Genomic DNA, 22,875 nt, shown 5'->3' with positions numbered 1-22,875 from the left:
GTGGCGCGGGACGTCGTGGAGCGGGCTTCCTCGCAGCCGTTGACCTGGGCTTCGCCGGGGTACGCGGCTTTCGCGCCGGCCCCTTGCTGCCGCCGCTTCGCGCCGTACTCCGCTTCCTGGTCGTCGACCCGCTAGCCATGTCTCCACGGTAGCCGTCTCGACCCTCCAGCCCCGGCCGCCACTCGGAGCACATCCGGAACATTCGTCTCAGGTCACAGCTTGAGCGGCCATCCGGGTGAAAAGCGGTTCATGACATGCTCTGCCCCATGTTCGCGCTGCATCAGGATGAGAATTCGGCTCGCCGCGCCCCGGCCATCTGGCGCACGATGCTGAACATCGACCGGGGGCTGGTCAACTTCGTCGGCAAACTGACCGTGACCGGCGGTGTTTCGGCGGAACTGCGACGGCAGCCCCTGCTCATGACGGCCAACCACATCGGCGTGTTCGACGCGTTCGTGCTGATGGCGGCCTGCAAACGGATCGGCATCAACCCGCGGTTCATGCTGGCGGGCGGCATCCTCGACGCTCCGGTCATCGGGCCGGCGCTGCGGGTCAGCGGTCACCTGCGGGTCGACCGCAAACAGGCGTCGACGGCCATCGGCCAGTTCGCCGAGGCCGCCGAAGCGCTGCGGACCACCCGCGACCCGCTGATCGTCTACCCCGAGGGCCGGATCAGCCACGATCCCGGCCTGTGGCCGGAGCGCGGCAAGACCGGCGCGGCGCGGCTGGCGCTGGCCGCCGGGGTGCCGGTGATCCCGATCAGCCAGTGGGGCGCGCACGAAGCCGTCTACTGGGGGACGGAGACCGTCAACGGCCCCGCCGATCTGGTGCCGCTCGCCAAGTCCGGGCTGAGCGCGCCCATGCGGCGACCGCGGTTCAAGGTGCATTTCGGCGAGCCGGTGGACCTGTCGGAGGTCGAGCCGGAGCGGCCGGGCGCCGGGGTCCGCGCGCACGCCAAGATCATGCAGGCGATCACCGACGGCCTGGTCCCGCTGCGCCGCGACGAACTGGACAAGCCCCGATTCCACGACCCGACGCGGCCGACGGACACCGTCAGCCCCTGGAAGAAGCACTGAGTCCCGGATCCTGAGACGGGGGCTCACGCTCGCCTAGGGTCGGCGGACGTGAGCACCCGCATCCTCGTCGTCTACTACAGCGCGACCGGCAACACCGCGAAACTGGCGTCGGCGCTGGCCGACGGCGCCCGCGAGGCCGGAGCCGACGTCCGCGTCCGCACGGTTCCCGAAACCGCCCCGCCCGGTGCGGTGGCGAGCAATCCGCGCTGGCAGGCGTGGGTGGACGCGGGGCCGCACCACGAGACGGCGACGCTGGAAGACCTGGAGTGGGCCGACGGTTTCGCCGCGGGCAGCCCGACCCGGTTCGGCGGGCCGGCCGCGCAGCTGAAGTCTTTTTTGGACAGCACCGGTGGCCTGTGGGCCAAGGGAAAGCTCGTGAACAAGGTCGCGACGTCGTTCACCACCGCGTCCACCGCGCACGGCGGGCTCGAATCGACCGTGCTGGCCACGAACAACATCTTCTACCACTGGGGCGCCATCGTCCTGCCGCTCGGCTACGCCGATCCCCACCTGCTCGAATCGGGCAATCCGTACGGCGGCTCGTTCGTCTCGCGCAAGTCCGCCGAACCCGACGATCTCGCCCTGGACGCCCTCCGTCTGCAGGGGCGACGGCTCGCCACCGTCTCGCGCTACATCGCCGACGGGCTTTTCAAGGACGGGTGAAGGGAACCGCGTGTCCATCTCCCGCGTCGTAGGGTGGTCACACAGCGTCACGCTACGGGGAGGAAGCGGGATGACCGGCGGGTACGAGGTGGCCTTGGCGGCGATCGGCGCGGCATCAGACGCGGCGAAACGGGCTTCGGCCGACGTCGGGAAGGTGGACCTCGCGGCAACGCTCGCCGGTGTCGCGGCGGGCTTGCCGGGTGGCGTTTCCGGTGAAGCGGCCCGGCTGCTCGCCGATGTCTGGGGGCGCGCGGTGCCCGGGTGGGCGCGGAACACCGCGGACTACGCCGAACGGCTCGACGAAGCGGCCGTCCGCTACCGCGCCAACGAGCTGGCGGCGTCACGGGAACTCGCCGTCTGATGCTCACCTGGGGTGAGGTGCGCCAGTGGGATCCGGCCGCGATCGGCCAGGTCGCCGACGCGCTCAACGACGGCTGCACCCGGATCATCGCCGCGAACGACGACGTCGATGCCATGGCGCGCTTCACCGGCTGGACCGGTGACGCGGCCATCGCCGCGTCGACGCGAGGCGAATCGCTGACCTCCACCCTGGAGGGACTCGTCGCCCAGGCGGCCGCGGTCCGGCGAGGCGCGCACGAGGTGCAGATCGCGCTGGACCGGATCGTCGCTTTCGTGCGGGAGACCGACGAACTGGCGCGACGGAACGGGCTGGCCATCGGTCCCGGCGGCGAGATCACGCCGGCGGGTGTCCCGTCGCCCGACCAGCCCCGTGTGATGGCGGAACTGGCGGACAGGGTCGAACAGGGCCTGCGCCGCGCGACCGACGTCGACGCCGATTTCGCCGAGATCCTGCGGCGGGCCCTTCGCGGCGAGATCACCGAACAGGGTGGCGGCACGCTCGCCCAAGCGGCCGACGCCGGAGCCGCGCAAAGCGGCCTGTCGATCATCGGCCCACCGGAGAACGGCACGCCCGGCGACAACAAGGCGTGGTGGGCGAGCCTGTCGGACACGGCGAAAGTCGCTCTGCTGCAAGGAAATCCAGGTCTCGTCGGGAATCTCGACGGTATCCCGGCGGCCGACCGTGACGCCGCCAACCGCGCCGTCCTCGCCCGCGAGATCGCACGACTCCAAGGCGATCCCAAACTCAGGGGTCTGGAAGCGATCCAACAGCGGCTGGACCGGTCGGACCCGCAGGCGTTCCTGCTGGGGTTGGACACCGGCGGCGACGGGAAGGCGATCGTTTCGGCGGGGAATCCCGACACGGCGGTGAACGTGGCGACGTACGTGCCGGGGACCGGCTCTGAGCTGTCGAAGATCGGCGGCGACCTCAACCGGTCCGACAAGATGTGGGCCGCGGCGACCACGTCGGGCTCCCCCTCGACCGCTGTGATCACCTGGCTCGGCTACGACGCGCCGAACGAGATCACCGACGCCGCGAGCCCCAAGTACGCCGACGGTGGCAAGGCGGCCCTCGCGCAATTCCAAGACGGGCTACGGGAAACGCATCAGGGAGCGCCCTCGCACAACACGGTGATGGGGCACAGCTACGGCACCACCGTCGTCGGGCACGCCGCCGTCGACGGCGGCCTCGCCGCGGACGAACTCGTCTTCGTGGCGAGCCCCGGCGTCGGCGCGCACGACGTGAGCGAACTGCATCTCGACGGGGTGAATCAGGACGAGATCGGCAAGCACGTGCACGCGACGGTGGCCGAACACGACATGATCAACCTGGCGAACCTCGAGATCGCCGGGTACGACCCGATCCTCGGCCAGGACCCGGCCGACGCGGACTTCGGCGGGCAGGTGTTCACGTCGGCGCCGGGCACGGACGGGTGGGGTGGGTACAGCAAGGAAGCGCACAGCGAATACTGGGAAGACAACAACCCGTCGCTCAACAATCTCGGCCAGATCATCGCCGGGAAACCGACGACGTGAACCGGGCCTTCACATTCATCCTCGCCTCGCTGATGTTCTCGGCGGCCTGTTCCCCTGGAGGTGGGGACGACATGGAATCGACGATCACCGAACAGCAGGCTCGCGACAAGGTCGAGCAGTACATCCAAGGCGCGCTGTCGGCGTTGCCCGCCGGTGCCGAGTTGAAGCCGTTCACGCGGAACCGTTCGGAATGCACGGACCCGACGGACAAAGGCCCGCTGGGCCGCTTCGAAATCTCCGCGACCTACGAGATCGTCGGCCTGGACTCCGCGAGCTTCGCCGAACACTTCACGGCGATCACCCAGTGGTGGGAGTCGCACGCGTTCAAGATCCTGACCGACTCCCGGCCGACGGATCAGTACGTCTTCGCCCGCAACACCGGCGATGCCTTCGACATGTCGATCAAGGCGAACGATCTCGGCAAGTTCTACGTCGGCGCCACTTCCCCCTGCGTCTGGCCGAACGGCACCCCCGAACCCCAGGCCCTCGAAGCCACCGCGCCCGAGCAGCCGGTCGCCGCTCCCCCGGAGCCGGAACCCGTGCGCAAACCGCGTCGCGCCCCCGTGGACGACGAGGACTTCGCCCAGACGAACTGGACCGACGGCGGCACCTCCTTCTGACCGCCCGCCTGCCACTGTGACTGCTGATGCATATGAGTGGTAAAGACGGCTCTAACCGACTCGTATTTACCTACCCTCTGGTGTGATTGGTGGTCGACGGGGGAGGATTCCGGCCGTTCAACGTCCGGAATCCTCCCCCGTCACCTCGTCTGCCACCGGTCGCGCCTCGCGACCTTGATCAACGGGAGGATCGGGGACGTTGAGTGTCCCGAACCTTCCGTTGATCAAGGTCCAAGGCCGTGCGTCCCTGGCGACGATGGAGAAATTGGGACGTTGAACGTCCCAAATCCTCCATCGTCGCGCCAGGCAGCCGCGGAACCCGAATCGCCATTCACTAGGACGGGGAACGGCACTCACGTGATCGAAGGCGAAACTCGCGTGATCAGCGGCGGAACACGCGAGTGCGGCCTCCAATCACGCGAGTCACGTCCCGGATCACGCGAGTCACGCCTTCCCTCACGCCACGCCCGCGGGCCCAGCTGGAGACCAGCGGTTGGGAAAACGGGTCGCCCCGCCGTCACCCGGCCTCTACCCTCCGGCCGTGACCGCCGAACTCGCCGCCGCCCCCAGCCAGCACGTCGCGCATCGCGGCCGGGGCATCACGCTGATCCTGCTCGCCGCGCTCTTCTTCGGCACCTCGGGTGTGCTGGGCAAACCGGCGATGCAGGCCGGGATGTCGCCGGAGCAGGTCGCGGCGATCCGCATCGGGCTGTCGGCGATCGTGTTGCTCACCCTGGTCGCCGTTTTCCGGCCGAAGCTCCTCAAAGTCACGAAGAACGAGTGGCCGCTGCTGCTCGCGTACGGCTCGCTCGGGGTCGCGGGCGTCCAGCTCATGTACTTCCTGGCGGCGGGCCGGATCCCGGTCGGGATCGCGATCCTGCTCGAGTTCACCTCGCCGGTGCTGATCGCGCTGTGGGTGCGGTTCGTGCGCCGCGTGCGGCTGCCGAGGGCGATGTGGGCGGGGATCGCGCTGGCGATGACGGGGCTCGTGCTGGTCGCCCAGGTCTGGGAGGGGCTCAGCCTGGACGTCCTCGGGTTGCTCGCCGGGCTCGGCGCGGCCGTCTGTTCGGCGGGTTACTTCCTCCTCGGCGAGCGCGGCGTCGCGGACCGGGATCCGCTCGGCATGGTCACCTGGGGGATGACGATCGGCGCGGTCCTGGTGTGCGCGGTCGCCCCGCCGTGGACGATCCCGTGGGGTGTCCTCGGCGCGCCGACGTCGTTCGGGCCGTGGGAGCCGCCGGTGTGGTCGTTGCTGATCGCGCTGGTGCTGATCGCGACCGTCCTCGCCTACGCGACGGGTATGGCGGCGCTGCGTCATCTCCCGGCGTCGGTGGCGAGCGTCGTCGGGCTGGTCGAGCCGTTGATCGCCGCCGCCGCGGCCTGGCTGTTGCTGGGCGAGGCGCTCAGCTGGATCCAGGCCGCCGGCGCGGTGGTGCTGCTGACCGGCGCGTACATCGTCCAGCTGAATTCGAACGTGGTCCAGACGGACTCAACCCTGCTGGAAGCCCCGTAGTTCGCCGATCTCCTGCTGCTGCGAACGCGAAGTCGTCGCGGCGAGATCGCGGGCGTCGGGGTTGCGGCCGTGCTGGGTCTCGGTGTCGGCGATGCGGACGCCCGCCTCGCGCTGGCGCAGCAACCGCGCGACGAACTGGCGGTCGAAGTCCTTTCCGGACAGTCCGGCCAGTTGCGCCATGTCGCCGGGGCTGACGTATCCGTCGCGCTGGACGTGTTCGAGGTTCGGGTCGTCCGGCGCGGGCTGCCCCCACGCCTCGATGAGCTTGGAGAGCCGCGCGATCTCCGGTTCGTGCGTGTCGATGATCCGCTTCGCGAGCGCCTTCAGCTGATCGTTCGCCGCGCGGGATTCGGCCAGGGAAGCCAGATCCATGCCCTGCTGATGATGCGCGAGGGCCTGCCGCGCGAAGGCGAGATCCGCGTCGTTGAACGGAACGGCGGCCTGCTGTGCCACCGGGGACGACCCGGGAGGCGCCGTCTGTGACTGGGGCGCCTCGTCCGAGCAGCCCGCGAGCACGACGGCGGCCAGGGCGACGGCGGGCAGGAACCGGAGGACGGCGTGCGGCATCGAAGAGCTCCTCGGAACGCGCGGTGGAGGTGCCTAGGTTGGCAGAGTCCACATCGGCCGGTTCACCTGGGGTTGCGCAAACACTTTTCCTCCCCGGCCCACGGTGCGACAATCCCGCGATCCGCCGCCGCTCCGACAGGAGGTAACCGCGACATGGACTCCGAAACCACGCGCGAACGGTCGGGTCTGCGCCCGGACCTGCGGCAACGCCACGTCCGGATGATCGCTCTCGGCGGCATCATCGGCGCGAGCCTGTTCATCGGCAGCGGCGCGGTCATCCACACCGTCGGCCCGGCGGCCGTCCTCTCCTACGCCATCGGCGGGCTCATCGTCGTACTGGTGATGCGGATGCTCGGCGAGATGGCGACCGCTTCGCCGTCGCAAGGGTCCTTCATGGAGTACGCGCGGACGTCGCTCGGCGGCTGGGCGGGCTTCACCGTCGGCTGGCTGTACTGGTACTTCTGGGTCGGCGTGGTCGCGTTCGAGGCCGTCGCCGGCGCGAAGATCCTCCAGACCTGGATTCCCGTTGTGCCGCAATGGATCTTCTCGCTGGTGCTGATGCTGCTGCTGACCGCGACGAACCTCGCCTCCGCCCGTTCGTTCGGGGAGACGGAGTTCTGGCTCGCGTCGGTCAAGATCGCCACGATCGTGGTGTTCCTGGTGGTGGGCATCCTGTTCGTGCTCGGCGCCTGGCCCGGCGGCTCGTTCTCGGTCGGCAACATCGCGCAGGACGGTTTCCTGGCCAACGGCCCGTTTTCGGTGGTGCACGGGGTGGTGATCGTGATCTTCTCCTACTTCGGCGCGGAGATCGTCACCATCGCCGCCGCCGAATCGCGGGAGCCCGAGACCGCCGTACGCAAGGCGACCTCGTCGATCGTGTGGCGGGTCATCGTGTTCTACGTCGGCTCCGTGACCCTGCTGGTGATGATCACCGGCTGGCGTGACATCCCGACCACGACCAGCCCGTTCGCCGCCGCCTTCGGCCGGTTCGGCATCCCCGCCGCCGAGACGGTGGTCAGCGCGGTGGTGCTGACGGCCGTGCTGTCGGTGCTGAATTCGGGGCTGTACACCGCTTCCCGGATGTTGTTCGCGTTGCGCGGCAACGGCTGGGCGCCGAAGTGGATCGCGGACACGAACCGGCGCGGCGTCCCGTGGAAGGCGATCCTGGTGTCGACTTCGGTCGGTTACGTGGCCGTGGTGATGAACTTCGTGTCCCCGGACAAGATCTTCTACTTCATCATCAACTCCGCCGGCGCGGTCGCGTTGTTCGTCTACGCGATCATCGCCGGATCGCAGCTGCGGATGCGGCGGCGCCTGGAGGCCGAAGCGCCGGAACGGCTGAAACTCCGCATGTGGGGCTACCCGTGGTTGAGCTGGCTCACCCTAGCCGGAACGCTGGCCGTGGTCGCGTCGATGTTGTTCGTGGACGACGACACGCGGGCCCAGCTCTACCTGAGCCTGATCAGCCTGGCGGTGATCCTCGCCGTCTACTTCATCCAGCGCCGGCGATCCGGCCGAGAGCCCCGTAAAACACCTCTTCGATCTTCGCGGGATCACGGCTGAGGAAGGCCTGGCCACCGGCGGGCGCGACGAGCTGCCCGAGCTCGGTCTCGTCGGCGTCCGGGCCGATCCCGATGGCGATCAACGGCACCGGACGCTCCCGGTCACGCAGCTTTTCCAGCTCGGCCACCAGGTTCTCGCGGCTGATCCCGCCAGGATCGGTGTTGCGGCCGTCGGTCATCACGATGACGAGGTTCAGCTTCCCACGCTCGAATTCCTTGTGCGCCAGCCGTTGGACGTCGAGGACGCTGTCGTAGAGCCCGGTCTGCCCGTCCGGCACGGCGCGGACGGCGCGCAACCGGCCGACCGCCGCCAGCTGCCGCCCGACCGGCGCCATCGGCAGGATCTCCCGGTAGTCCCGCTCACCGTCCACTTTGGTCGCGAAGGCCAGGAAACGGACCTGTGACGTGGGTTTGAACAAGTGCAGGGCGTTCTCCGCCGCCTCCAGCGTGATCGCCAGGCGGGACTTCCCGGTTCCCGGGACCGGCGCGCTCATCGATCCGGACACGTCGATCAGCACCTGGACCCGGGCGCTCGCGTTCACCGCGGCCCAGTGACTGAGCGCCTTGTCGACGTCGGCGGCCGCCGGGATTTCGGCACTGCGCTGCCCGTGCGTCTCGACGCGCCGATCGGTTTCGGGTAGCCGCAACGCTTGTCCTCCCGGAGCACGCAGCTCGGACCGCGGGCCGGTCGCGGCGCCGTAGAGCAGGGCGCGTTTCAGTCCGGCGACCGCCTCGGCCTGCCGCGGGGTCGCTCCCGCGATCTCGACGAACGGGTAGTCGAGCGCCGGAGCCGCGGGCTCGTACGCGGCCACCAACGCGGCCTCGCCTTCGGAAAGCGCGGAATTGTGCCGCAGCACCGCGTTCTCCGACGCGGGGAACACCGTCGCACCCGTTGTCGTGGCGGAGAACTTCCGGAGCAGGGCGACGTACGCGGCGGCGGGATCCGGCGCGTCCTTCGTGACCTCTCGGAGCGCCAGCAGCGCGGAAACACCGGCGGGATCGCGTACCGGGTCCGGCATCCCGGCGACGACACCGGCTCCGCCGAGCACCTCCGGCCACGTCAGCGGCTTGCGCGGCCAGCCGAGCGCCTGCGCGACCGGTTCCGCGACCGCGAGCACCACGGGCGAACTGGCGATCGACGGCCCGGAGGCGGGAACCCCGTCGGCGCGCCTCAAGAACAGCGTCGACGACGGGATCCAGGCCTGGGGCTTGGGCGCGGTTCCGGCCGGCTCGTCCGCCAGCTGGAGCGATTCCCTGGGCTGGACGTCGAACGTGACACACGCGAGTTGGAGGGCGCCCGCCGCCTCCTCGACGGCGGGGGCGATGTCGGGCGACGCCGCGACGACCACCCGCTCGGGCTCGCAGTCGGGTTCGGATCGCTCCATGGCCACGGCGACCCAGGTGGCCGCGCCGAGCACGGCCGCCAGCGCGAGCGCCAGCAGCGGCACCAGTATCCGTCTTCGGGTCCGGGTGGTGGCGTGGCGTCCCATCGGCTCTCCCGGCATGGGGCTCGAGGAGCGTCCGAGGGTACGCCGAGAGCACCCCTAGGGGAAGGCTACGACTTTCGGCGTAGAGAGACCCTACCGAGGCGGGAGGTGCGCCGGAGCGGCTCGCGAAACACTTGCCGGGTAAGGAAAGCACTCGAAACCGGGGGAATTCGTGATGAACCGGCCCACCCGTGCGGAACAGCGCAAAGCACGCAACGCCCTCTTCGGTCAGGCGATCACGGTCGCCTTCGCGCTGCTGCTCGCGTCCCGCCTCGTGAGTGGCGTTTCGGGTTAGAACCCGAAACGCCACTCACGAGGGCACTGACTAGACGGGGATGACCGTCGGCACGATCATCGGGCGGCGCCGGTAGGTGTCGGCGACCCAGCGGCCGACGACGCGGCGCACGGCCTGCGCGATGCGGTGCGTGTCGGTGATGCCCTCGGCCTCGGTCCTGGCGAGTTCCATCTCCACCATCGGGACCACGGCGTCGAGCGCCTTCGGGTCGTCGGAGAACCCGCGTCCGGACACCGTCGGCCGCGTCACCGCGCGGCCGGTGCTGGTGTCCACGGCGACGGTGATGGCGATGAACCCGCCCTCGCCGAGCACGAGCCGGTCGGACAGGGTCGACTCGCCGACGTCACCGACCGACAGGCCGTCGACGTACACGTGCCCGACCTCGACCCGGCCGGTCCGCGTGGCCTTGCCGTCGACGAGGTCGACCACGACGCCGTCCTCGGCGATCACCACGTTCTCCGGGGCGACACCGGTACGCACGGCCAGCTCTCCGTTGGCGCGCAAGTGTTTCCACTCGCCGTGCACCGGCATGACGTTGCTGGGGCGCACCGCGTTGTACAGGTACAGCAGCTCGCCCGCGGACGCGTGCCCGGACACGTGCACCTTGGCGTTGCCCTGGTGCACGACGTTGGCTCCGAGCCGGGTGAGGCCGTTGACCACACCGAAGACCGCGGTCTCGTTGCCCGGGATCATCGAGCTGGCCAGGACGACGGTGTCGCCGGCGCGGATCGAGATCTGCCGGTGCTCGCCGCGCGCCATCCGCGACAGCGCCGACAGCGGCTCGCCCTGCGAACCGGTCGACACGAACAGCACCTTGCCCTCGGGCAGGTCACTGGCCTGGTCGAGGTTGACCAGCAGACCGTCGGGCACGTTCAGCAGGCCGAGCTCGGCCGCGATGCCCATGTTCCGGACCATCGAACGGCCGACGAACGCGACCCGGCGCCCGTGCCGCACGGCCGCGTCGAGCACCTGCTGGACCCGGTGCACGTGGCTCGCGAAACAGGCCACGATGACGCGCTGGCCGACCTTGCGGACGACGTCGTCGAGCACCGGGCCGATGTCGCGTTCCGGCATGACGAAACCGGGCACCTCGGCGTTGGTCGAGTCGACGCAGAACAGGTCCACGCCCTCGTCACCGAGCCGGGAGAACCCGGCGAGGTCGGTCAGCCTGCCGTCGAGCGGGAGCTGGTCGAGCTTGATGTCGCCGGTGTGCAGCACGACGCCCGCCGGCGTGCGGATGGCCACCGCGAGCGCGTCCGGGATCGAGTGGTTGACCGCGAAGAACTCCAGGTCGAACTCGCCGACCTTGCGCCGCTCGCCCTCGCGGACCTCGATCAGGTTCGGCCGCTGGCGGTGCTCCTTGGCCTTGGCCGCGAGCAGCGCGTTCGTGAACCGGGAACCGTAGATCTTCAGGTCCGGCACGAGCCGCAGCAGGAACGGGACGGCGCCGATGTGGTCCTCGTGCCCGTGGGTGAGGACGAGACCGTCGATGTCTTCGAGGCGGTCTTCGATCGCGCGGAAGTCGGGCAGGATCAGGTCGACGCCGGGCTGGTCGTCCTCGGGGAAGAGAACCCCGCAGTCGACGATCAGCAGACGGCCGTCGAATTCGAAGACGGTCATGTTGCGGCCGACTTCGCCGATCCCGCCGAGCGCGACCACGCGCAAGGCGCCTTCGGGCAGCGCGGGCGGTGGGGTGGTCGGTCCGGGTCCGGTTGGCAATGAACTCACCGAGGCATGGTCCCTACGCTGGTATGTGAGGTCGGCGCCGTGTAGGCCGCCGCTGAATCTGCTTGTGCCACCCGTGCACCATGCCAGTCACTGGCCGCGCTTTCCCCGAGCGGCACGCCCCCCTGGGCGAGATCCGCGGAAATCGCCTGGAGCTGCTCGTCGTTCGCGGCCACGATGGGCAGCCGCGGGTCGCCGATGTCGAATCCGCGCAGCTTCAGCGCCGCCTTCGAGAACGCGACCCCGCCGACGCGGGACATCGCCCGCAGGACCGGCAGCATGCCGCGGTGGTTGGTGCGCGCGGTGGAGGTGTCGCCGGATTCGTAGGCGTCCATCATGCCGCGGATCCGGCCCGCCACGACGTGCCCGATCACGCTGACCACGCCCGCGCCGCCGACCGAGACCCACGGCAGGTTGAGGCCGTCGTCACCGGAGTAGTAGGCGAGCTGCGAGTTCGCGATGACCTCGGAGCCGGCGATCAGGTCGCCCTTGGCGTCCTTGACCGCGAGGATGCGCGGGTGCTCGGCGAGCCGCAGCAGCGTGTCGACCTCGATGGGCACGATCGAGCGCGGCGGGATGTCGTAGAGCATCACGGGCAGGCCGGAGGCGTCGGCGACCGTGGTGAAGTGCGCGTAGAGCCCGGCCTGGCTGGGCCGCGAGTAGTACGGCGTGACGACGAGGATGCCGTGGGCGCCTGCCGCTTCGGCCTGCTTCGCCTGCTCGATGCTGTGCGCGGTGTTGTTCGTGCCCGCCCCGGCGACGATCGTCGCGCGGTCGCCGACGGCCTCGACGACGGCGCGGACCAGCTCGGCCTTCTCGGCGTCGGTGGTGGTGGGGCTCTCCCCCGTCGTGCCGTTCACGACGAGACCGTCGTTGCCCAGTTCCACGAGGTGTTCGGCCAGCTCCTGGGCTCGCTTCAGGTCCAGCGCCCCGTCGGCGTCGAAGGGGGTGGCCATCGCGGTGAGCACGCGCCCGAACGGTCTTCCCGGCGCTGCGGTGGGTGGAGTGGACATGCTGTGAAGGTACCTCCTGCGAGCGCCGAACCCTTGCCGACGTGGTCGTTCCCGCCGAATGCGGGAGATTTTCCGCGATGAGGGCGAACTCGGCGCAAACTCTCTGTGAGCTATTTGACCTTGGTCGTGATCTGAGAGGGGATCTGGCTCCCGTCGGTCTTGGCGAGCAGGCAGTAGTAGCCCCGCGAATAGTCGCGGACCTCCTCGTTGGGCGACCGATTCCATTCCGCCTCGGTCGGGACGAGCGCCCGCCAGGTCAGCGAGGCCCGCTGCGCCGCGGGCACGACCTTCGAGTTGAAGGTCGCCGAGCAGGTCGCCTCGGCGATCCGGTTGACCGTTTCCGCCCCTGGATAGTCGACAATCTGCGCGTCGTCGTCGCTGGGGGACTCGACTTCGAGCAGGGCCCGCTTGGCGAAGATCTCCAGCAGGTGGTCCTTGTCGCAGCTGACCCCGTCGTTCAGGTTGATGCCCTCTTTGAGCGGCACGTTGTAGCAGTCCCCCGACGAACCGAGCTTGACCTGGCCGTTGATGCCGTAGGTCAGCGTCGGCTGCGCCTGCGAATTCCCCTCGGGCGCGGCCATCCAGCGGCCGAGGAAGATCCCGCCGACCAGGGCGCCGATCACGGCGACCGCGACGAGGCTCAGCCACAGCGGGCGCAGGTTGCGCTTCGCCGGGGCCGGAGCGAGCCGGGTCAGCGGCTGGCCGGACTGCGGCATCATCGCCGTGCCACCCGAGGGCGGCGTCGGCTGGGCCTGCACACCCTGCGCGGCCGCGAGCAGGCTGCGCACCTGGTCGTACGACATCCGCGCCTCGGGTTTGGTGACCAGCAGGCCGAGGATCGCGGCGGCCAGCGGGCCCTGGACCCGGGTCAGGTACGGCGCCTCGGTCATGATCGCGTGCAGGGTCGCGGCGGTGGTCGACCGTTCGAACGCGACGATGCCTTCCGCGGCGAAGAACAGCGTCGTGCCCAGCGACCAGAGGTCCGATTCGGGCATCGCGTCGCGGCCCTCGACCCGTTCCGGCGCCATGAACGCGGGCGAGCCGACGATCATGCCGCTGGTGGTCAGGCGCGGGTCGTCGGCGGCGTGCGCGATGCCGAAGTCGGTGAGCTTCACCCGGCCGTCCGGCGCGACCATGATGTTCGCGGGTTTGACGTCGCGGTGCACGATCCCGGCGGCGTGCGCGGCCCGCAGCGCGGACAGCACCCGCTCCCCCACCAGCGCGACCTGCTGGGCGGGCAGCGGCCCGCGTTCGCGCACCAGGTCGGCCAGCGTCGGCGCCTCGACCAGCTCCATCACGATGTAGGTGGCGCCGTTCTCGGTGACGACGTCGTACACGGTGACGACGGCCGGGTCGTTGAGGCGGCCACCGGAGCGGACCTCGCGCAGCATCCGCTCCGACAGCACCGAGGCGTCCTCGGGGGCATTCGGGAACTTGAGCTCCTTGATCGCCACCTGGCGGCCGATCACCTGGTCCTGCGCACGCCAGACGATGCCCATCCCGCCGCGGCCGAGCTCGCCCAGCAGGGCGTATCGGCCGGCGACGATCCGCGCGCCGGTGGCCTGCTGCGTCTGCTGGGGCGGCCCGTACGGACGGGTCTGTTCGTCGGTCAAGGTTCGGTGCTCCTTCGGTTCGCGCAGGATGCTAACTCGGACCCGTTCGCGTCCCGAAAGGTTCCTTCGCCCGGCTGGTGAATCAGACCGTGACCTCGTGCCCGGCCTCCCGGAGCGCCTTCACCGCGCGCTCCAGTTCGGCGGCACGGACCAGCACGTGGTCGGTGTCGAACGTGGACATCGAGAACAGCGCCACGCCGGCGGCGGCGAGCTCGCTCGACAACGCCGCGATGATGCCGGTCAGCGTGAACGCGAGCGGTCCGCGGACCGACAGCAGCCGCCAGCCGTCCTCGACGGTGGCCCCGGCCGGCGCGAGACCGGCCGGGCAGATCACCGACAGCTCCTCCGGCGTCCGCGTGAGGGAGATCAGCACGGGCTCGCCGGGGTCGAGCAGATTCGCCGGAACCGGCGCGTCCGGGGCGAGGCGGGCGACCGCGTACTCGCCGGGCCGGACGTCGATCGCGAGGCGTCGCATCAGCCCTCGAGAACCTTCGGGCTGGACGCGACCTCGGTGCCGTCGGGCAGCGCGGAGATGGTGAAGTCCGCGAAGACGTTGCTTGAGGCCTTCTGCAGCTCGCGCAGGCACTCGATGGCCAGGGCGCGGATCTCGACGTCGGCGTGCTCGGTGGCGCGCATCGCGATGAAGTGCCGCCAGGCGCGGTAGTTGCCGGTGACCACGATGCGGGTCTCGGTCGCGTTCGGCAGCACGGCGCGGGCGGCCTGGCGGGCCTGCTTGCGGCGCAGGGTGGCGCTCGGCACGTCGGCGAACTTCTCCTCCAGCCCGGCGAGCAGTTCGGTGTAGGCGTCCACGGCGGCTTGCGAGGCGGCGAGGAACTTGGCGTGCAGCTCCGGGTCCTGCGCGATGACGTCGGGCTCGACGAACGCGGCGTCGCGCTCCGGCACGTAGCGCTGCGAAAGCTGCGAGTAGGAGAAGTGGCGGTGGCGGATCAGCTCGTGCGTCAGCGACCGGGAGATGCCGGTGATGTAGAAGCTGACGGAGCCGTGCTCCAGCACCGAAAGGTGGCCGACGTCGATGATGTGCTCGAGGTAGCCGGCGTTGGTGGCCGTCTTCGGGTTCGGCTTCTTCCAGGACTGGTAGCAGGCCCGGCCCGCGAATTCGGCCAGCGCCTCACCACCGTCGGCATCGGTCGACCACGGTACGTCGGACGGCGGGAAGAACTCCGTCTTCGCGATCAGTTGAACCTTGGGTGACACGGTCTCGGCCACGTTCGCACTCCTTTTCGACCCCTGCTCCACGACTCCGGGCAGCGTAACCGCAAGCGACTTTGACGCCGGGGCGACATCACGGTGACGTCATGGCCTCCTTGACTGACACCACAGGTGACGTCATAGTGGTGTCATGGATCTGACGCCGTACATCACAAGCCTTCGCGAGGACCTCGCGAACACGGCTTCGGCCGGCGACGAGCAGACGCGGCGCGCTGCCGCGCTGCTGTCGTCGGCGCTGGAGCCCGCCGCCCGGCTGACCATCATGAACGCCCTCGCCGACCTCGCCGCCGAAGTGACTTCGGCGCTGCCGGGGCACGTCGTCGACGTCCGGCTCGACGGCCGCGACGTGCGCGTCGTCGTCACCGGCTCCGGCTCCGCGGAGGGCGCCGAGCGGTCCGCGCCCCGCTCCGAGGCGCCGCGGGAGACCCCGCGCCCGCCCAAGGTGGACACGGGCGACATCACCCGCATCACGCTGCGCCTGTTCGAGCAGGTCAAGGGCCAGGCCGAAGCCGCGGCCGCCTCGCAGGGGGTTTCGCTGAACACGTTCGTCTCGCAGGCCGTCCAGGGCGCGCTGGGCAAGAGCGGGAGCGAGCACTGGCAGCACAAGCAGAAGCCGGGCGGCGGTGCCGGTTCGCACCTGCACGGCTGGGTCCAGGGCTGAGGGGGACGGACATGACCGAGGAAAGCACTCCCGCCGGTGAAGAGACCGTGCGCGTCGAGGACTTCGAGGCCGAAGGCCCGATCGAGGTCGACGTGAGCGTGGCCATCGGCCGGGTGACCATCGAACTGACCGACGAGAACGGGGTCCACACCGAGGTCCGCCGGGACGGCGGCGAACAGCAGCCGTGGGTGGACGGGATGACGAGCCTGCTCAGCTGGGTCGGGGAACGTTTCGGCGACCAGCTCGGCGGCTCACCGGTGGGCTCGGCGGGCTCCGTGGGTGACGCCGTGGCGCAGACGCGGATCGAGAAGGTCGGCAACCGGCTGGTCGTCCAGGCGCCGAAGGCCTGGCAGCTGAAGAACGTCCCGCTCGCCGTGACCGTCCGGGCGCCCGCCGGTTCGCATCTGGAGGTGCGGGCCGGGGCGGCCGACGTCACGGTGACCGGTATCGCGGGCCGGGCCGACATCATGACCGGCGCCGGCAAGGTCGGCCTGGAGCGGGCCGACGGTTCGGCGATCGTCCGCACCGGCACCGGCGACATCAAACTCGGGCCGACCCTGTCGGGCCTGCAACTGCGCACCGGCAGCGGTTCGGTCGAGGCGGCCTCGGTGAACGGTTCGGCCACGGTCGCGACCGGCACGGGTGACGTCTGGCTCGGCGAGGTCGCGGGCGAGGTCCTGGCGCGCACCGGCAGCGGCTCCCTCTCGGTGGCGGACGCCGCCTCCGGGACGCTGGAGCTGACCACCGGATCGGGTGAGGTCCGGGTCGCCATCCGCGGTGGTGTCCAGGCCGAGATCGACCTCTCGTCGACGACCGGTTCGGTGTCGAGCGAACTGGAGGTCGCGGACAGCGCGCCCTCGGAGGTCTCGCTGAAGGTGCGGGCGCGCACCGGCACCGGTGACGCGGTGGTGACCAGCGCGGCCGGCTGAGCCGCGGACCGCAGGGGGATCGAGGGACCTTTGCTCGCACTTTTCCACGGGGGTGGGAGCAAAGGTCCCTTGCTCATTTCAGGTGCGCGGATCGGCGGAGAAGTAGCGAAGGCCTCCTTCCCTACTCTCAAGGTAGGGAAGGAGGCCTTCACGGACCTCCCCGCGAGAAGCGCCGACGCTATGAAAGGTCCTTTCATAGCGTTCGCGAAGCTCAGCGCACGAGGCGCGAAAGAACCGGAGCGAGGTCGCCCCGCTCCCCCACCGCGACACCGTCCAGCCCCTGCCATTCCGCCATCAGCCGCAGCTCGCCCGCCAGCTCGCTGGCGACCCGGGCGACATCGACCCCAGGCTCGGCGAAGGCGCCCTGGACGCGAAGCACCCCGGCGGCACGATCGCATTTGAGGTCGACCCGGCCGACGAGTTCGCCGTCGAGCAGGAACGGGAACACGTAGTACCCGTAGATCCGCTTCGGCTCGGGCACGTAGATCTCGATGCGGTAGAAGAAGTCGAAGATGCGCTCGGTGCGGGCGCGTTCCCAGATCAGCGGGTCGAACGGCGACAGCAGGGCCCGGCCGGTGACCGACCTCGGTGCCTTGGCCGCGACGTGCCGGTACGCCGGGGCGGGCCAGCCGTCCACGGTCACCGGTTCGAGCACACCCTCCTCGACCAGCTCCGCCACCGCACGCTTGCTGACGTCCGGGCCCAGCCGGTAGTAGTCCCGAAGATCCGGTTCGGTGCCGATGCCCAGCGCGACCGCCGCGCGGGTGATCAGTTCGCGGGCGCCTTCCTCCGGGCTCACGGTCCGCGACAGGATCTCCGGCGGGACGACGCGTTCGGTCAGGTCGTACAGCCGCTCGAACGACCGGCGCGTGCCGGTGGTCAGCTGCCCCATGCCGAAGAGCCACTCGCAAGCCTTCTTGACCTCCGACCGCTCCCACCACGAGCCCGGCTTCGCCCCGCCCGACTCGCCCACCAGGGCACGCTCGATGCCGCCCGCGCCGATCGGGCCCTGTTCCTTGATCACGGTCAGGATGTCGTCCACCAGCTGCGGCGTCTGGTCCAGCACCCGCGCGTAGTTCGTCCACCAGCCCATGCGTTTCGCCCCGGAGCGCAGCAACGGCCAGTCCGCCACCGGAAGCAGGCTCGCCTCGTGCGCCCAGGTTTCGACCAGCATCCGGGGTTTGCGCGCGGAATGGGACCAGGCCGCGTCGTCCACCAGCGTGGGCTCGTACGCGCCGAGCCGGGAGAACAACGGCATGTAGTGCGCGCGGACCGCGACGTTCACCGAATCCAGTTGCAGCAGCTGGATCCGCGACAGCACGCGCTGCAGATGCCTCCTCGTCACCGCTCCACCGGGACGCGCGTCGGCGAACCCTTGTGCGGCCAGGGCGATCCGGCGCGCGACCGGCCCGCTGATGGTCGTAGTGCTCATCGTCGGAATGGTGCCATCCACCACCGACAGTTTTCGGCGGTCCGGCTAATCTGCGCAGCATGGCCGCCGCCGAAGTCCGCCCAGCAGTCGTGTCCGACGCCCCCGAGATCGCCCGCATCCAGCGGGACACCTGGCGAAGCGCCTACACGGAGCTGCTCGGCGAAGCGGCTGTCGCCGGGCTCGACATCGAGGAACTCGAAAAGACCTGGACCGAGACGATCGAGTACCCGGGCACGCGGGTCTTCCTCGCCACCGAAGGCGAGTTCACCGTCGGTTTCTGCGTCGCCGGCCGCGCTCCGGTGAGCGAGGTCGCCACGGCCGACGGATCGCTGCCCGACGACGCGCCGACGACGGCGCTCATCGCCTCGCTGCTGGTCGAGCCGCGCTGGGGACGCCGAGGGCACGCGGGACGGCTGTTGGCGAACGCGTCCGCCTGGCTGCGCGAGGACGGCGCCACCCGCGGGATCAGCTGGGTCGCCCAGACCGATCACGCGTCACTGGGCTTCTTCCGCCGCGCGGGCTGGTCGCCCGACGGGACCGTCCGCATCCTCGACACCGGAAGCACGAACGTGCGCGAAGTCCGCCTCACCGGCGGCCTCGACCTCGAACTCACTCCCTGACTTCGCGAACACGACCCAGCGCATCACCGAGTACATGAACACGCCTTCGCACGCCCCGGCGATGAGCCGGGACAGGCGGTAGTCGACGCCCAGCGCGGCCAGTCCCGCGCCGACGCCGAGCAGGAACGCCACGTAGTTGATCACGATCGCGATCACGTACAGCACCGCCTGCCTGCCGACGGGCGCGTGCGAGCGGAAGTTCATGCTGCGGTTCAGCACGAAGCTCAGCCCGAACGCCGTCGCGTAGGCGAGCGTGATCGCCAGCCACACCGGCAGGCCGAGCCAGCCACGGAGCAGGGTCAGGAGGATCAGGTCGACCGCGAAGGTGAACCCGTTGATGAGCGCGAAACCGAGGAAACTCGGCGCCACCAGCCGGGAAAGCCCGAAGGGGAGGCGCCGCACCACGGCCGCGCAGAAGTCGGCGAAGCGATCCGCGAAACCCTTGCCGCGGACCGCGTCGTGCACGTCGGCCACGGCTCCAGCATGGCAGCGGCAGGTGGCCGCGAGCCGACGAACAGGTGATCTTCTGGTGCGGCCCCGAGGCCGGGAACGGGGGCTGGCCCCAGTGCGTCCAGGTTTTCAACTGATAACTTGGAGAGAACGAAGATAACGGGGAGGCAACGATGGTGGGCTGGTTGCTCCTGTCGTTCGGCGTCGCCTTCGGTTCGGCGATCCTCCCCGTGGTCAGCATCGAGATGTTCCTCATCGGCCTGTGCGCGAGCCAGCCGTCGATGCCGTGGCTGCTGCTCGGCGCCATCGTCGCCGCGGGTCAGGTGGGCGGGAAGACGCTCTACTACCTGGCCGCGAAGGGCACCATCAAGCTGCCGAAACCGCTGCACGACCGCCTGCACCGCGAGCGGCCGCCGACCCCGCGCCGGGAGCGGTGGCGGGCGCGTACCAAGAAGATGCGCGCCCGGCTCGACGCCCTGCGCGAGCGGTGCCATCGGCATCCGCATTGGATGGCGGGCACGTACGGCGTGAGTTCGGTCGTCGGGCTGCCGCCGTACATGGCCACGAGTGTGCTCGCGGGCCTGGTGCGGATGCCGCTGGTGACCTTTCTGGCCACCGGTTTCGTGGGCCGCTGGCTGCGGTTCAGCCTGCTGGCCGCCTCGCCCGCCCTGTTCGCGGGCTGGTTCCACTACTGACCCTGGGTCGTGAGTGGCGTTTCGGGTTAGAGCCAACCGTGTCCTGAGTACCTACTGGCGGTCTTGCGTGACTGGATGGACGACACACGTGATTCGACGGACGACATGCGTGTCTGGGCGGACGACTCACGGCGAAAGCTTCGCCGTGAGCGTGTCGTCCGTCTGATCACACGTGCCGTCCGGCCGATCACGCGAAGCCACCGATCGGTACAGGCGGTCTCAGGGGGCCACGGCCCCGCATTCAGTCCTCTAAGTGCGGGAGGCGGCTTCGAGTTCCACGGCTCGCCGCATCGTCGCGCGGGCCCGTTTCCGGTCCCCAGCGATCTCGTATGCGTACGCCAGCCGGTACCAGACGCGCCAGTTCTCCTGATCCGCCTCGACCTCGGCGCGGCGTTCGTCGAACCAGGCGTCCGCGGCGTCGCGGTCCACCCGGCCCGAGGGCCGCCGCGGCAGATCGGAGACGTCGGGCAGGCCGCCTTCCTCGTCCAGCCGCCGCGAGAGCCGCTGGATCTGGACGCCGGAACGCCAGGTGGTGACGATGATCCAGATCCCGAGGATCGGCAGCAGCAGGACCCCGATGCCGAAGATCACCGGCACCGTCTCGCCGGTGCGCAGCAACGCGATGGCCCGGCCCGCCAGCAGGACGACGTAGACGGCGAGCGCCGCCGTCATCACCAGCGCGAAATTGCGGGCCCTCACAGGTCGAGGATGTTCTCGAGACCGACCGTGAGGCCGGGCCGCGTGAGCACCGAGCGCACGCCGAGCAGCACGCCCGGCATGAACGACGTGCGGTGCAGCGAGTCGTGCCGGATGGTCAGGGTCTCGCCCTCGCCACCGAACAGGATCTCCTCGTGCGCCACCAGCCCGGGGAGCCGGACCGAATGCACGCGGACGTCGTCGACGAGCGCGCCGCGGGCACCGTCCACTTCGGACGTCGTCGCGTCTTCACCGGGAGCGAGACCGGCTTCCGCGCGGGCCTCGCCGATCAGCCGCGCGGTATGCGCGGCGGTACCGGAAGGCGCGTCGGCCTTGCGGTTGTGGTGCAGTTCGATGACCTCGGCCGAGTTGTAGAACCGCGCCGCCTGCTGCGCGAACCGCATCGCCAGCACCGCGCCGAGCGCGAAGTTCGGCGCGATGAGCACGCCGAGCGACGGGTCGGCCGCGAGCCACGAGCGCAGCTTCTCCAGCCGCTCCCCGCTGAACCCGGTGGTGCCGACCACGGCGTGGATCCCGTTGCCGGTCAGGAACTCCAGGTTGTCCATCACCGCGTCGGGATGGGTGAAGTCGACGACGACCTGTGCCTGCTTGAGCGCCGCGAAATCGTCACCGGCGTCGAGCGCGGCGACGAGCTCCATGTCGTCGGCGCCGTTGACGGCGTTCACCACTTCCTGGCCCATCCGGCCGCGTGCGCCCAGCACGCCGACGCGAATCCCAGCGGTCATGATGCGATCACCTCGTGCAGATCGTCCGGAAGGTCGTCGGCGTGAGCGTACGGCCCGACCACCGCCGCCGCCGACACGCCACCAGGGCGGGCGAGCAGAGTGCGAGCGAGCGCACAGACCTCTTCGGTGGTGACGGCGTCGATCCGCGCCACCGTGTCGTCGACGCCGAGATAGCGGCCGTAGTTCAGTTCGTTCTTGCCGATACGCGACATGCGCGACGAGGTGTCTTCCAGGCCGAGCACGAGCCCGCCCCGAAGCTGCCCCTTCGCCCGCGCGACCTCGGCTTCGCTCAGCCCGTCCTTGCCGACGAGTTCGAGCACCTCGCGGATCACGCCGGCGACCTCGCCGAGCTTCTCCGGCTGGCAGCCCGCGTACACGGCCATGTGCCCGGCGTCGGCGTAGCTCGCGACGGACGAGTACACCTGGTACGCCAGGCCGCGCTTCTCGCGCACCTCCTGGAACAGCCGCGAGCTCATCCCGCCGCCGAGCGCGGCGTTGAGCACCGACTGCGCGAACCGCCGGTCGTCGTGCCGCGACAGCGAACGCAGGCCGAGCATCACGTGCGCCTGCTCGGTGTCGTCGGTGTGCAGCGCGAGCTTCGGCGCCATCGCGATCCGCGCCCGCCCGCCCCGCGGCGGCACGGGGGTCGCCGTTCCGGTCAGCCGGTTCCGCAAAGCCTTGCGCACCAAGCGAAGCACCTGGCCGTGCTCGATGTTCCCGGCGACCGCGAGCACCATCCGCGGCAGCGTGTAGCGGCGCCGGTAGAACCCGCGCAGCGCCGAAGCGGACATCTCGACGATGGACTTCTCGCTGCCGAGCACCGGACGGCCGAGCGCGTGATTGCCCAGGATCGCGCCGACGAAAGTCTCGTGCAGCAGGTCTTCGGGATCGTCGTCGCGCATCGAGATCTCTTCGAGCACGACACTGCGCTCGGTCTCGACGTCCTTGTCCGTGCACAGCGCCTCGAACACGACGTCGGTGACGAGGTCCATCGCGAGCGGCAGGTCCTCGTCGAGCACCTGCGCGTAGTAGCAGGTGTGCTCCTTCGCGGTGAACGCGTTGAACTCCCCGCCGACCGCGTCGATCTCTTCGGCGATCTGGGTGGCGTCCCGGTTCGTGGTGCCCTTGAACAGCAGGTGTTCGAGGTAGTGGGCCGCGCCCTCGACCGACGACGGCTCGTCACGCGATCCGACGCCGACCCACAGCCCGACCGTCACCGAACGGGACGCGGGAACGTGTTCGGTGATGACCCGGAGGCCACCGGCCAGCACACTGCGCTTGACCACCGCGCCGTCCGAAGTGGACTCCAGCGTGCGGGTGCTGCCGACGGGCTGTTCGTGCCCGGGAACCTGACGAGCCAACGGATTCCTTACTCACATGTCAGGA

Annotated in this window: 22 protein-coding genes and 1 pseudogene; 11 read left to right on the top strand and 12 right to left on the bottom strand. The window is 69.9% G+C overall.

The features are described from left to right. The first annotated feature begins 266 nt into the window (after positions 1-266). From AORI_RS52280 to AORI_RS52255, 6 genes are all read left to right on the top strand, one after another. A complete protein-coding gene (locus AORI_RS52280) occupies positions 267-1,076 on the top strand; it encodes a lysophospholipid acyltransferase family protein (RefSeq protein ID WP_016332638.1) in 810 nt (269 codons plus the stop codon). Positions 1,077-1,124: 48 nt separating this feature from the next. Then, positions 1,125-1,739 carry an NAD(P)H:quinone oxidoreductase gene (wrbA, locus tag AORI_RS52275; RefSeq protein WP_016332637.1) on the top strand — a complete coding sequence of 205 codons (615 nt, stop codon included), beginning with the start codon at positions 1,125-1,127 and terminating at the stop codon, positions 1,737-1,739. A 70-nt stretch (positions 1,740-1,809) separates the two neighbouring features. Next, on the top strand, positions 1,810-2,100 hold the full coding sequence (locus AORI_RS52270; RefSeq protein WP_016332636.1) for a hypothetical protein: 291 nt from the start codon (positions 1,810-1,812) through the stop codon (positions 2,098-2,100). Beyond that, a complete protein-coding gene (locus AORI_RS52265) occupies positions 2,100-3,635 on the top strand; it encodes an alpha/beta hydrolase (protein ID WP_016332635.1) in 1,536 nt (511 codons plus the stop codon). The genes AORI_RS52270 and AORI_RS52265 overlap by 1 nt, the downstream gene beginning before the upstream one ends. Before the next feature lie 71 nt (positions 3,636-3,706). After that, positions 3,707-4,255, top strand: coding sequence for a hypothetical protein (locus AORI_RS52260; RefSeq protein ID WP_016332634.1), 549 nt, complete (start codon positions 3,707-3,709; stop codon positions 4,253-4,255). 541 nt (positions 4,256-4,796) lie between these two features. Further along, positions 4,797-5,768, top strand: coding sequence for an EamA family transporter (locus AORI_RS52255; RefSeq protein WP_043848682.1), 972 nt, complete (start codon positions 4,797-4,799; stop codon positions 5,766-5,768). Here AORI_RS52255 and AORI_RS52250 read toward each other — a convergent pair. Continuing rightward, a complete protein-coding gene (locus tag AORI_RS52250; RefSeq protein WP_016332632.1) occupies positions 5,745-6,335 on the bottom strand; it encodes a DUF305 domain-containing protein in 591 nt (196 codons plus the stop codon). The genes AORI_RS52255 and AORI_RS52250 overlap by 24 nt on opposite strands. 153 nt (positions 6,336-6,488) lie before the next feature. On the opposite strand from AORI_RS52250, the gene AORI_RS52245 reads away from it, so the two are divergent. Further along, positions 6,489-7,898 (top strand): amino acid permease, encoded by a 1,410-nt coding sequence (locus AORI_RS52245; protein ID WP_016332631.1) that lies wholly within the window; start codon positions 6,489-6,491, stop codon positions 7,896-7,898. Here the strand turns inward: AORI_RS52245 and AORI_RS52240 are convergent. The 6 genes from AORI_RS52240 to thyX form a co-directional block, all read right to left on the bottom strand. Further along, the gene (locus AORI_RS52240) at positions 7,828-9,387 is read right to left on the bottom strand and encodes a VWA domain-containing protein (protein ID WP_046199769.1); all 1,560 of its coding nucleotides are present in this window, start codon (positions 9,385-9,387) and stop codon (positions 7,828-7,830) included. The genes AORI_RS52245 and AORI_RS52240 overlap by 71 nt on opposite strands. Before the next feature lie 322 nt (positions 9,388-9,709). Continuing rightward, a complete protein-coding gene (locus tag AORI_RS52235) occupies positions 9,710-11,407 on the bottom strand; it encodes a ribonuclease J (RefSeq protein ID WP_043847990.1) in 1,698 nt (565 codons plus the stop codon). Continuing rightward, entirely contained in the window at positions 11,404-12,417 is a 1,014-nt protein-coding gene (gene dapA, locus AORI_RS52230; protein WP_043847989.1) for a 4-hydroxy-tetrahydrodipicolinate synthase, read from the bottom strand. Before dapA ends, AORI_RS52235 begins: the two co-directional genes overlap by 4 nt. A gap of 110 nt (positions 12,418-12,527) precedes the next feature. Next, positions 12,528-14,030 carry a serine/threonine-protein kinase gene (locus AORI_RS52225; RefSeq protein WP_016332628.1) on the bottom strand — a complete coding sequence of 501 codons (1,503 nt, stop codon included), beginning with the start codon at positions 14,028-14,030 and terminating at the stop codon, positions 12,528-12,530. 82 nt (positions 14,031-14,112) lie between these two features. Beyond that, on the bottom strand, positions 14,113-14,505 hold the full coding sequence (locus AORI_RS52220) for an ACT domain-containing protein (protein WP_016332627.1): 393 nt from the start codon (positions 14,503-14,505) through the stop codon (positions 14,113-14,115). After that, positions 14,505-15,257 carry an FAD-dependent thymidylate synthase gene (gene thyX, locus AORI_RS52215; RefSeq protein ID WP_007029376.1) on the bottom strand — a complete coding sequence of 251 codons (753 nt, stop codon included), beginning with the start codon at positions 15,255-15,257 and terminating at the stop codon, positions 14,505-14,507. The genes AORI_RS52220 and thyX overlap by 1 nt, the downstream gene beginning before the upstream one ends. A 133-nt stretch (positions 15,258-15,390) precedes the next feature. Here thyX and AORI_RS52210 point away from each other — a divergent pair, with 133 nt between their 5' ends. Next, a complete protein-coding gene (locus tag AORI_RS52210) occupies positions 15,391-15,921 on the top strand; it encodes a toxin-antitoxin system HicB family antitoxin (protein ID WP_016332626.1) in 531 nt (176 codons plus the stop codon). A gap of 11 nt (positions 15,922-15,932) precedes the next feature. Beyond that, positions 15,933-16,850: a DUF4097 family beta strand repeat-containing protein gene (locus tag AORI_RS52205; protein WP_016332625.1), complete on the top strand. Its 918-nt coding sequence runs from the start codon at positions 15,933-15,935 to the stop codon at positions 16,848-16,850. 211 nt (positions 16,851-17,061) lie between these two features. Here the strand turns inward: AORI_RS52205 and AORI_RS52200 are convergent, their stop codons facing one another. Beyond that, positions 17,062-18,282, bottom strand: coding sequence for a winged helix-turn-helix domain-containing protein (locus AORI_RS52200; protein ID WP_043848681.1), 1,221 nt, complete (start codon positions 18,280-18,282; stop codon positions 17,062-17,064). Positions 18,283-18,341: 59 nt separating this feature from the next. Between AORI_RS52200 and AORI_RS82830 the strand changes: the two genes are divergently transcribed. Further along, positions 18,342-18,902: a GNAT family N-acetyltransferase gene (locus AORI_RS82830; RefSeq protein WP_081809658.1), complete on the top strand. Its 561-nt coding sequence runs from the start codon at positions 18,342-18,344 to the stop codon at positions 18,900-18,902. A 66-nt stretch (positions 18,903-18,968) separates the two neighbouring features. Here the strand turns inward: AORI_RS82830 and AORI_RS84245 are convergent. Continuing rightward, a pseudogene (locus AORI_RS84245) lies at positions 18,969-19,271 on the bottom strand (GtrA family protein); the annotation flags it as partial. A gap of 254 nt (positions 19,272-19,525) precedes the next feature. Here AORI_RS84245 and AORI_RS52190 point away from each other — a divergent pair. Continuing rightward, positions 19,526-20,047: a YqaA family protein gene (locus AORI_RS52190; protein ID WP_016332621.1), complete on the top strand. Its 522-nt coding sequence runs from the start codon at positions 19,526-19,528 to the stop codon at positions 20,045-20,047. A gap of 249 nt (positions 20,048-20,296) precedes the next feature. On the opposite strand, the gene AORI_RS52185 is transcribed toward AORI_RS52190, so the two are convergent. From AORI_RS52185 to AORI_RS52175, 3 genes are read right to left on the bottom strand one after another with little or no spacing between them, the layout of a single operon-like run. After that, a complete protein-coding gene (locus AORI_RS52185) occupies positions 20,297-20,746 on the bottom strand; it encodes a tetratricopeptide repeat protein (protein ID WP_016332620.1) in 450 nt (149 codons plus the stop codon). Next, positions 20,743-21,489, bottom strand: a complete 747-nt coding sequence (gene dapB / locus AORI_RS52180; protein ID WP_016332619.1) for a 4-hydroxy-tetrahydrodipicolinate reductase — start codon at positions 21,487-21,489, stop codon at positions 20,743-20,745. The genes AORI_RS52185 and dapB overlap by 4 nt, the downstream gene beginning before the upstream one ends. Further along, on the bottom strand, positions 21,486-22,850 hold the full coding sequence (locus tag AORI_RS52175) for a M16 family metallopeptidase (protein WP_016332618.1): 1,365 nt from the start codon (positions 22,848-22,850) through the stop codon (positions 21,486-21,488). The genes dapB and AORI_RS52175 overlap by 4 nt, the downstream gene beginning before the upstream one ends. Positions 22,851-22,875 lie beyond the last annotated feature (25 nt).

Source organism: Amycolatopsis keratiniphila, assembly GCF_000400635.2.
Taxonomy (GTDB): Bacteria; Actinomycetota; Actinomycetes; order Mycobacteriales; family Pseudonocardiaceae; genus Amycolatopsis; species Amycolatopsis keratiniphila.
Note: the sequence above shows the minus strand (reverse complement) of the source record. Positions and strands in the feature narration are given on the sequence as shown.

Bases quoted from the DNA above. Each gene is read 5' to 3' on its own strand.
- AORI_RS52220 (WP_016332627.1), bottom strand. From the start codon at position 14,505: ATGCGACGCCTCGCGATCGACGTCCGGCCCGGCGAGTACGCGGTCGCC.
- AORI_RS52280 (WP_016332638.1), top strand. From the start codon at position 267: ATGTTCGCGCTGCATCAGGATGAGAATTCGGCTCGCCGCGCCCCGGCC.
- AORI_RS52200 (WP_043848681.1), bottom strand. From the start codon at position 18,282: ATGAGCACTACGACCATCAGCGGGCCGGTCGCGCGCCGGATCGCCCTG.
- AORI_RS52260 (WP_016332634.1), top strand. From the start codon at position 3,707: ATGGAATCGACGATCACCGAACAGCAGGCTCGCGACAAGGTCGAGCAG.
- AORI_RS52240 (WP_046199769.1), bottom strand. From the start codon at position 9,387: ATGGGACGCCACGCCACCACCCGGACCCGAAGACGGATACTGGTGCCG.
- AORI_RS52210 (WP_016332626.1), top strand. From the start codon at position 15,391: ATGGATCTGACGCCGTACATCACAAGCCTTCGCGAGGACCTCGCGAAC.
- AORI_RS52245 (WP_016332631.1), top strand. From the start codon at position 6,489: ATGGACTCCGAAACCACGCGCGAACGGTCGGGTCTGCGCCCGGACCTG.
- dapB (WP_016332619.1), bottom strand. From the start codon at position 21,489: ATGACCGCTGGGATTCGCGTCGGCGTGCTGGGCGCACGCGGCCGGATG.
- AORI_RS52270 (WP_016332636.1), top strand. From the start codon at position 1,810: ATGACCGGCGGGTACGAGGTGGCCTTGGCGGCGATCGGCGCGGCATCA.
- AORI_RS82830 (WP_081809658.1), top strand. From the start codon at position 18,342: ATGGCCGCCGCCGAAGTCCGCCCAGCAGTCGTGTCCGACGCCCCCGAG.
- dapA (WP_043847989.1), bottom strand. From the start codon at position 12,417: ATGTCCACTCCACCCACCGCAGCGCCGGGAAGACCGTTCGGGCGCGTG.
- AORI_RS52250 (WP_016332632.1), bottom strand. From the start codon at position 6,335: ATGCCGCACGCCGTCCTCCGGTTCCTGCCCGCCGTCGCCCTGGCCGCC.
- AORI_RS52190 (WP_016332621.1), top strand. From the start codon at position 19,526: ATGGTGGGCTGGTTGCTCCTGTCGTTCGGCGTCGCCTTCGGTTCGGCG.
- AORI_RS52265 (WP_016332635.1), top strand. From the start codon at position 2,100: ATGCTCACCTGGGGTGAGGTGCGCCAGTGGGATCCGGCCGCGATCGGC.
- AORI_RS52205 (WP_016332625.1), top strand. From the start codon at position 15,933: ATGACCGAGGAAAGCACTCCCGCCGGTGAAGAGACCGTGCGCGTCGAG.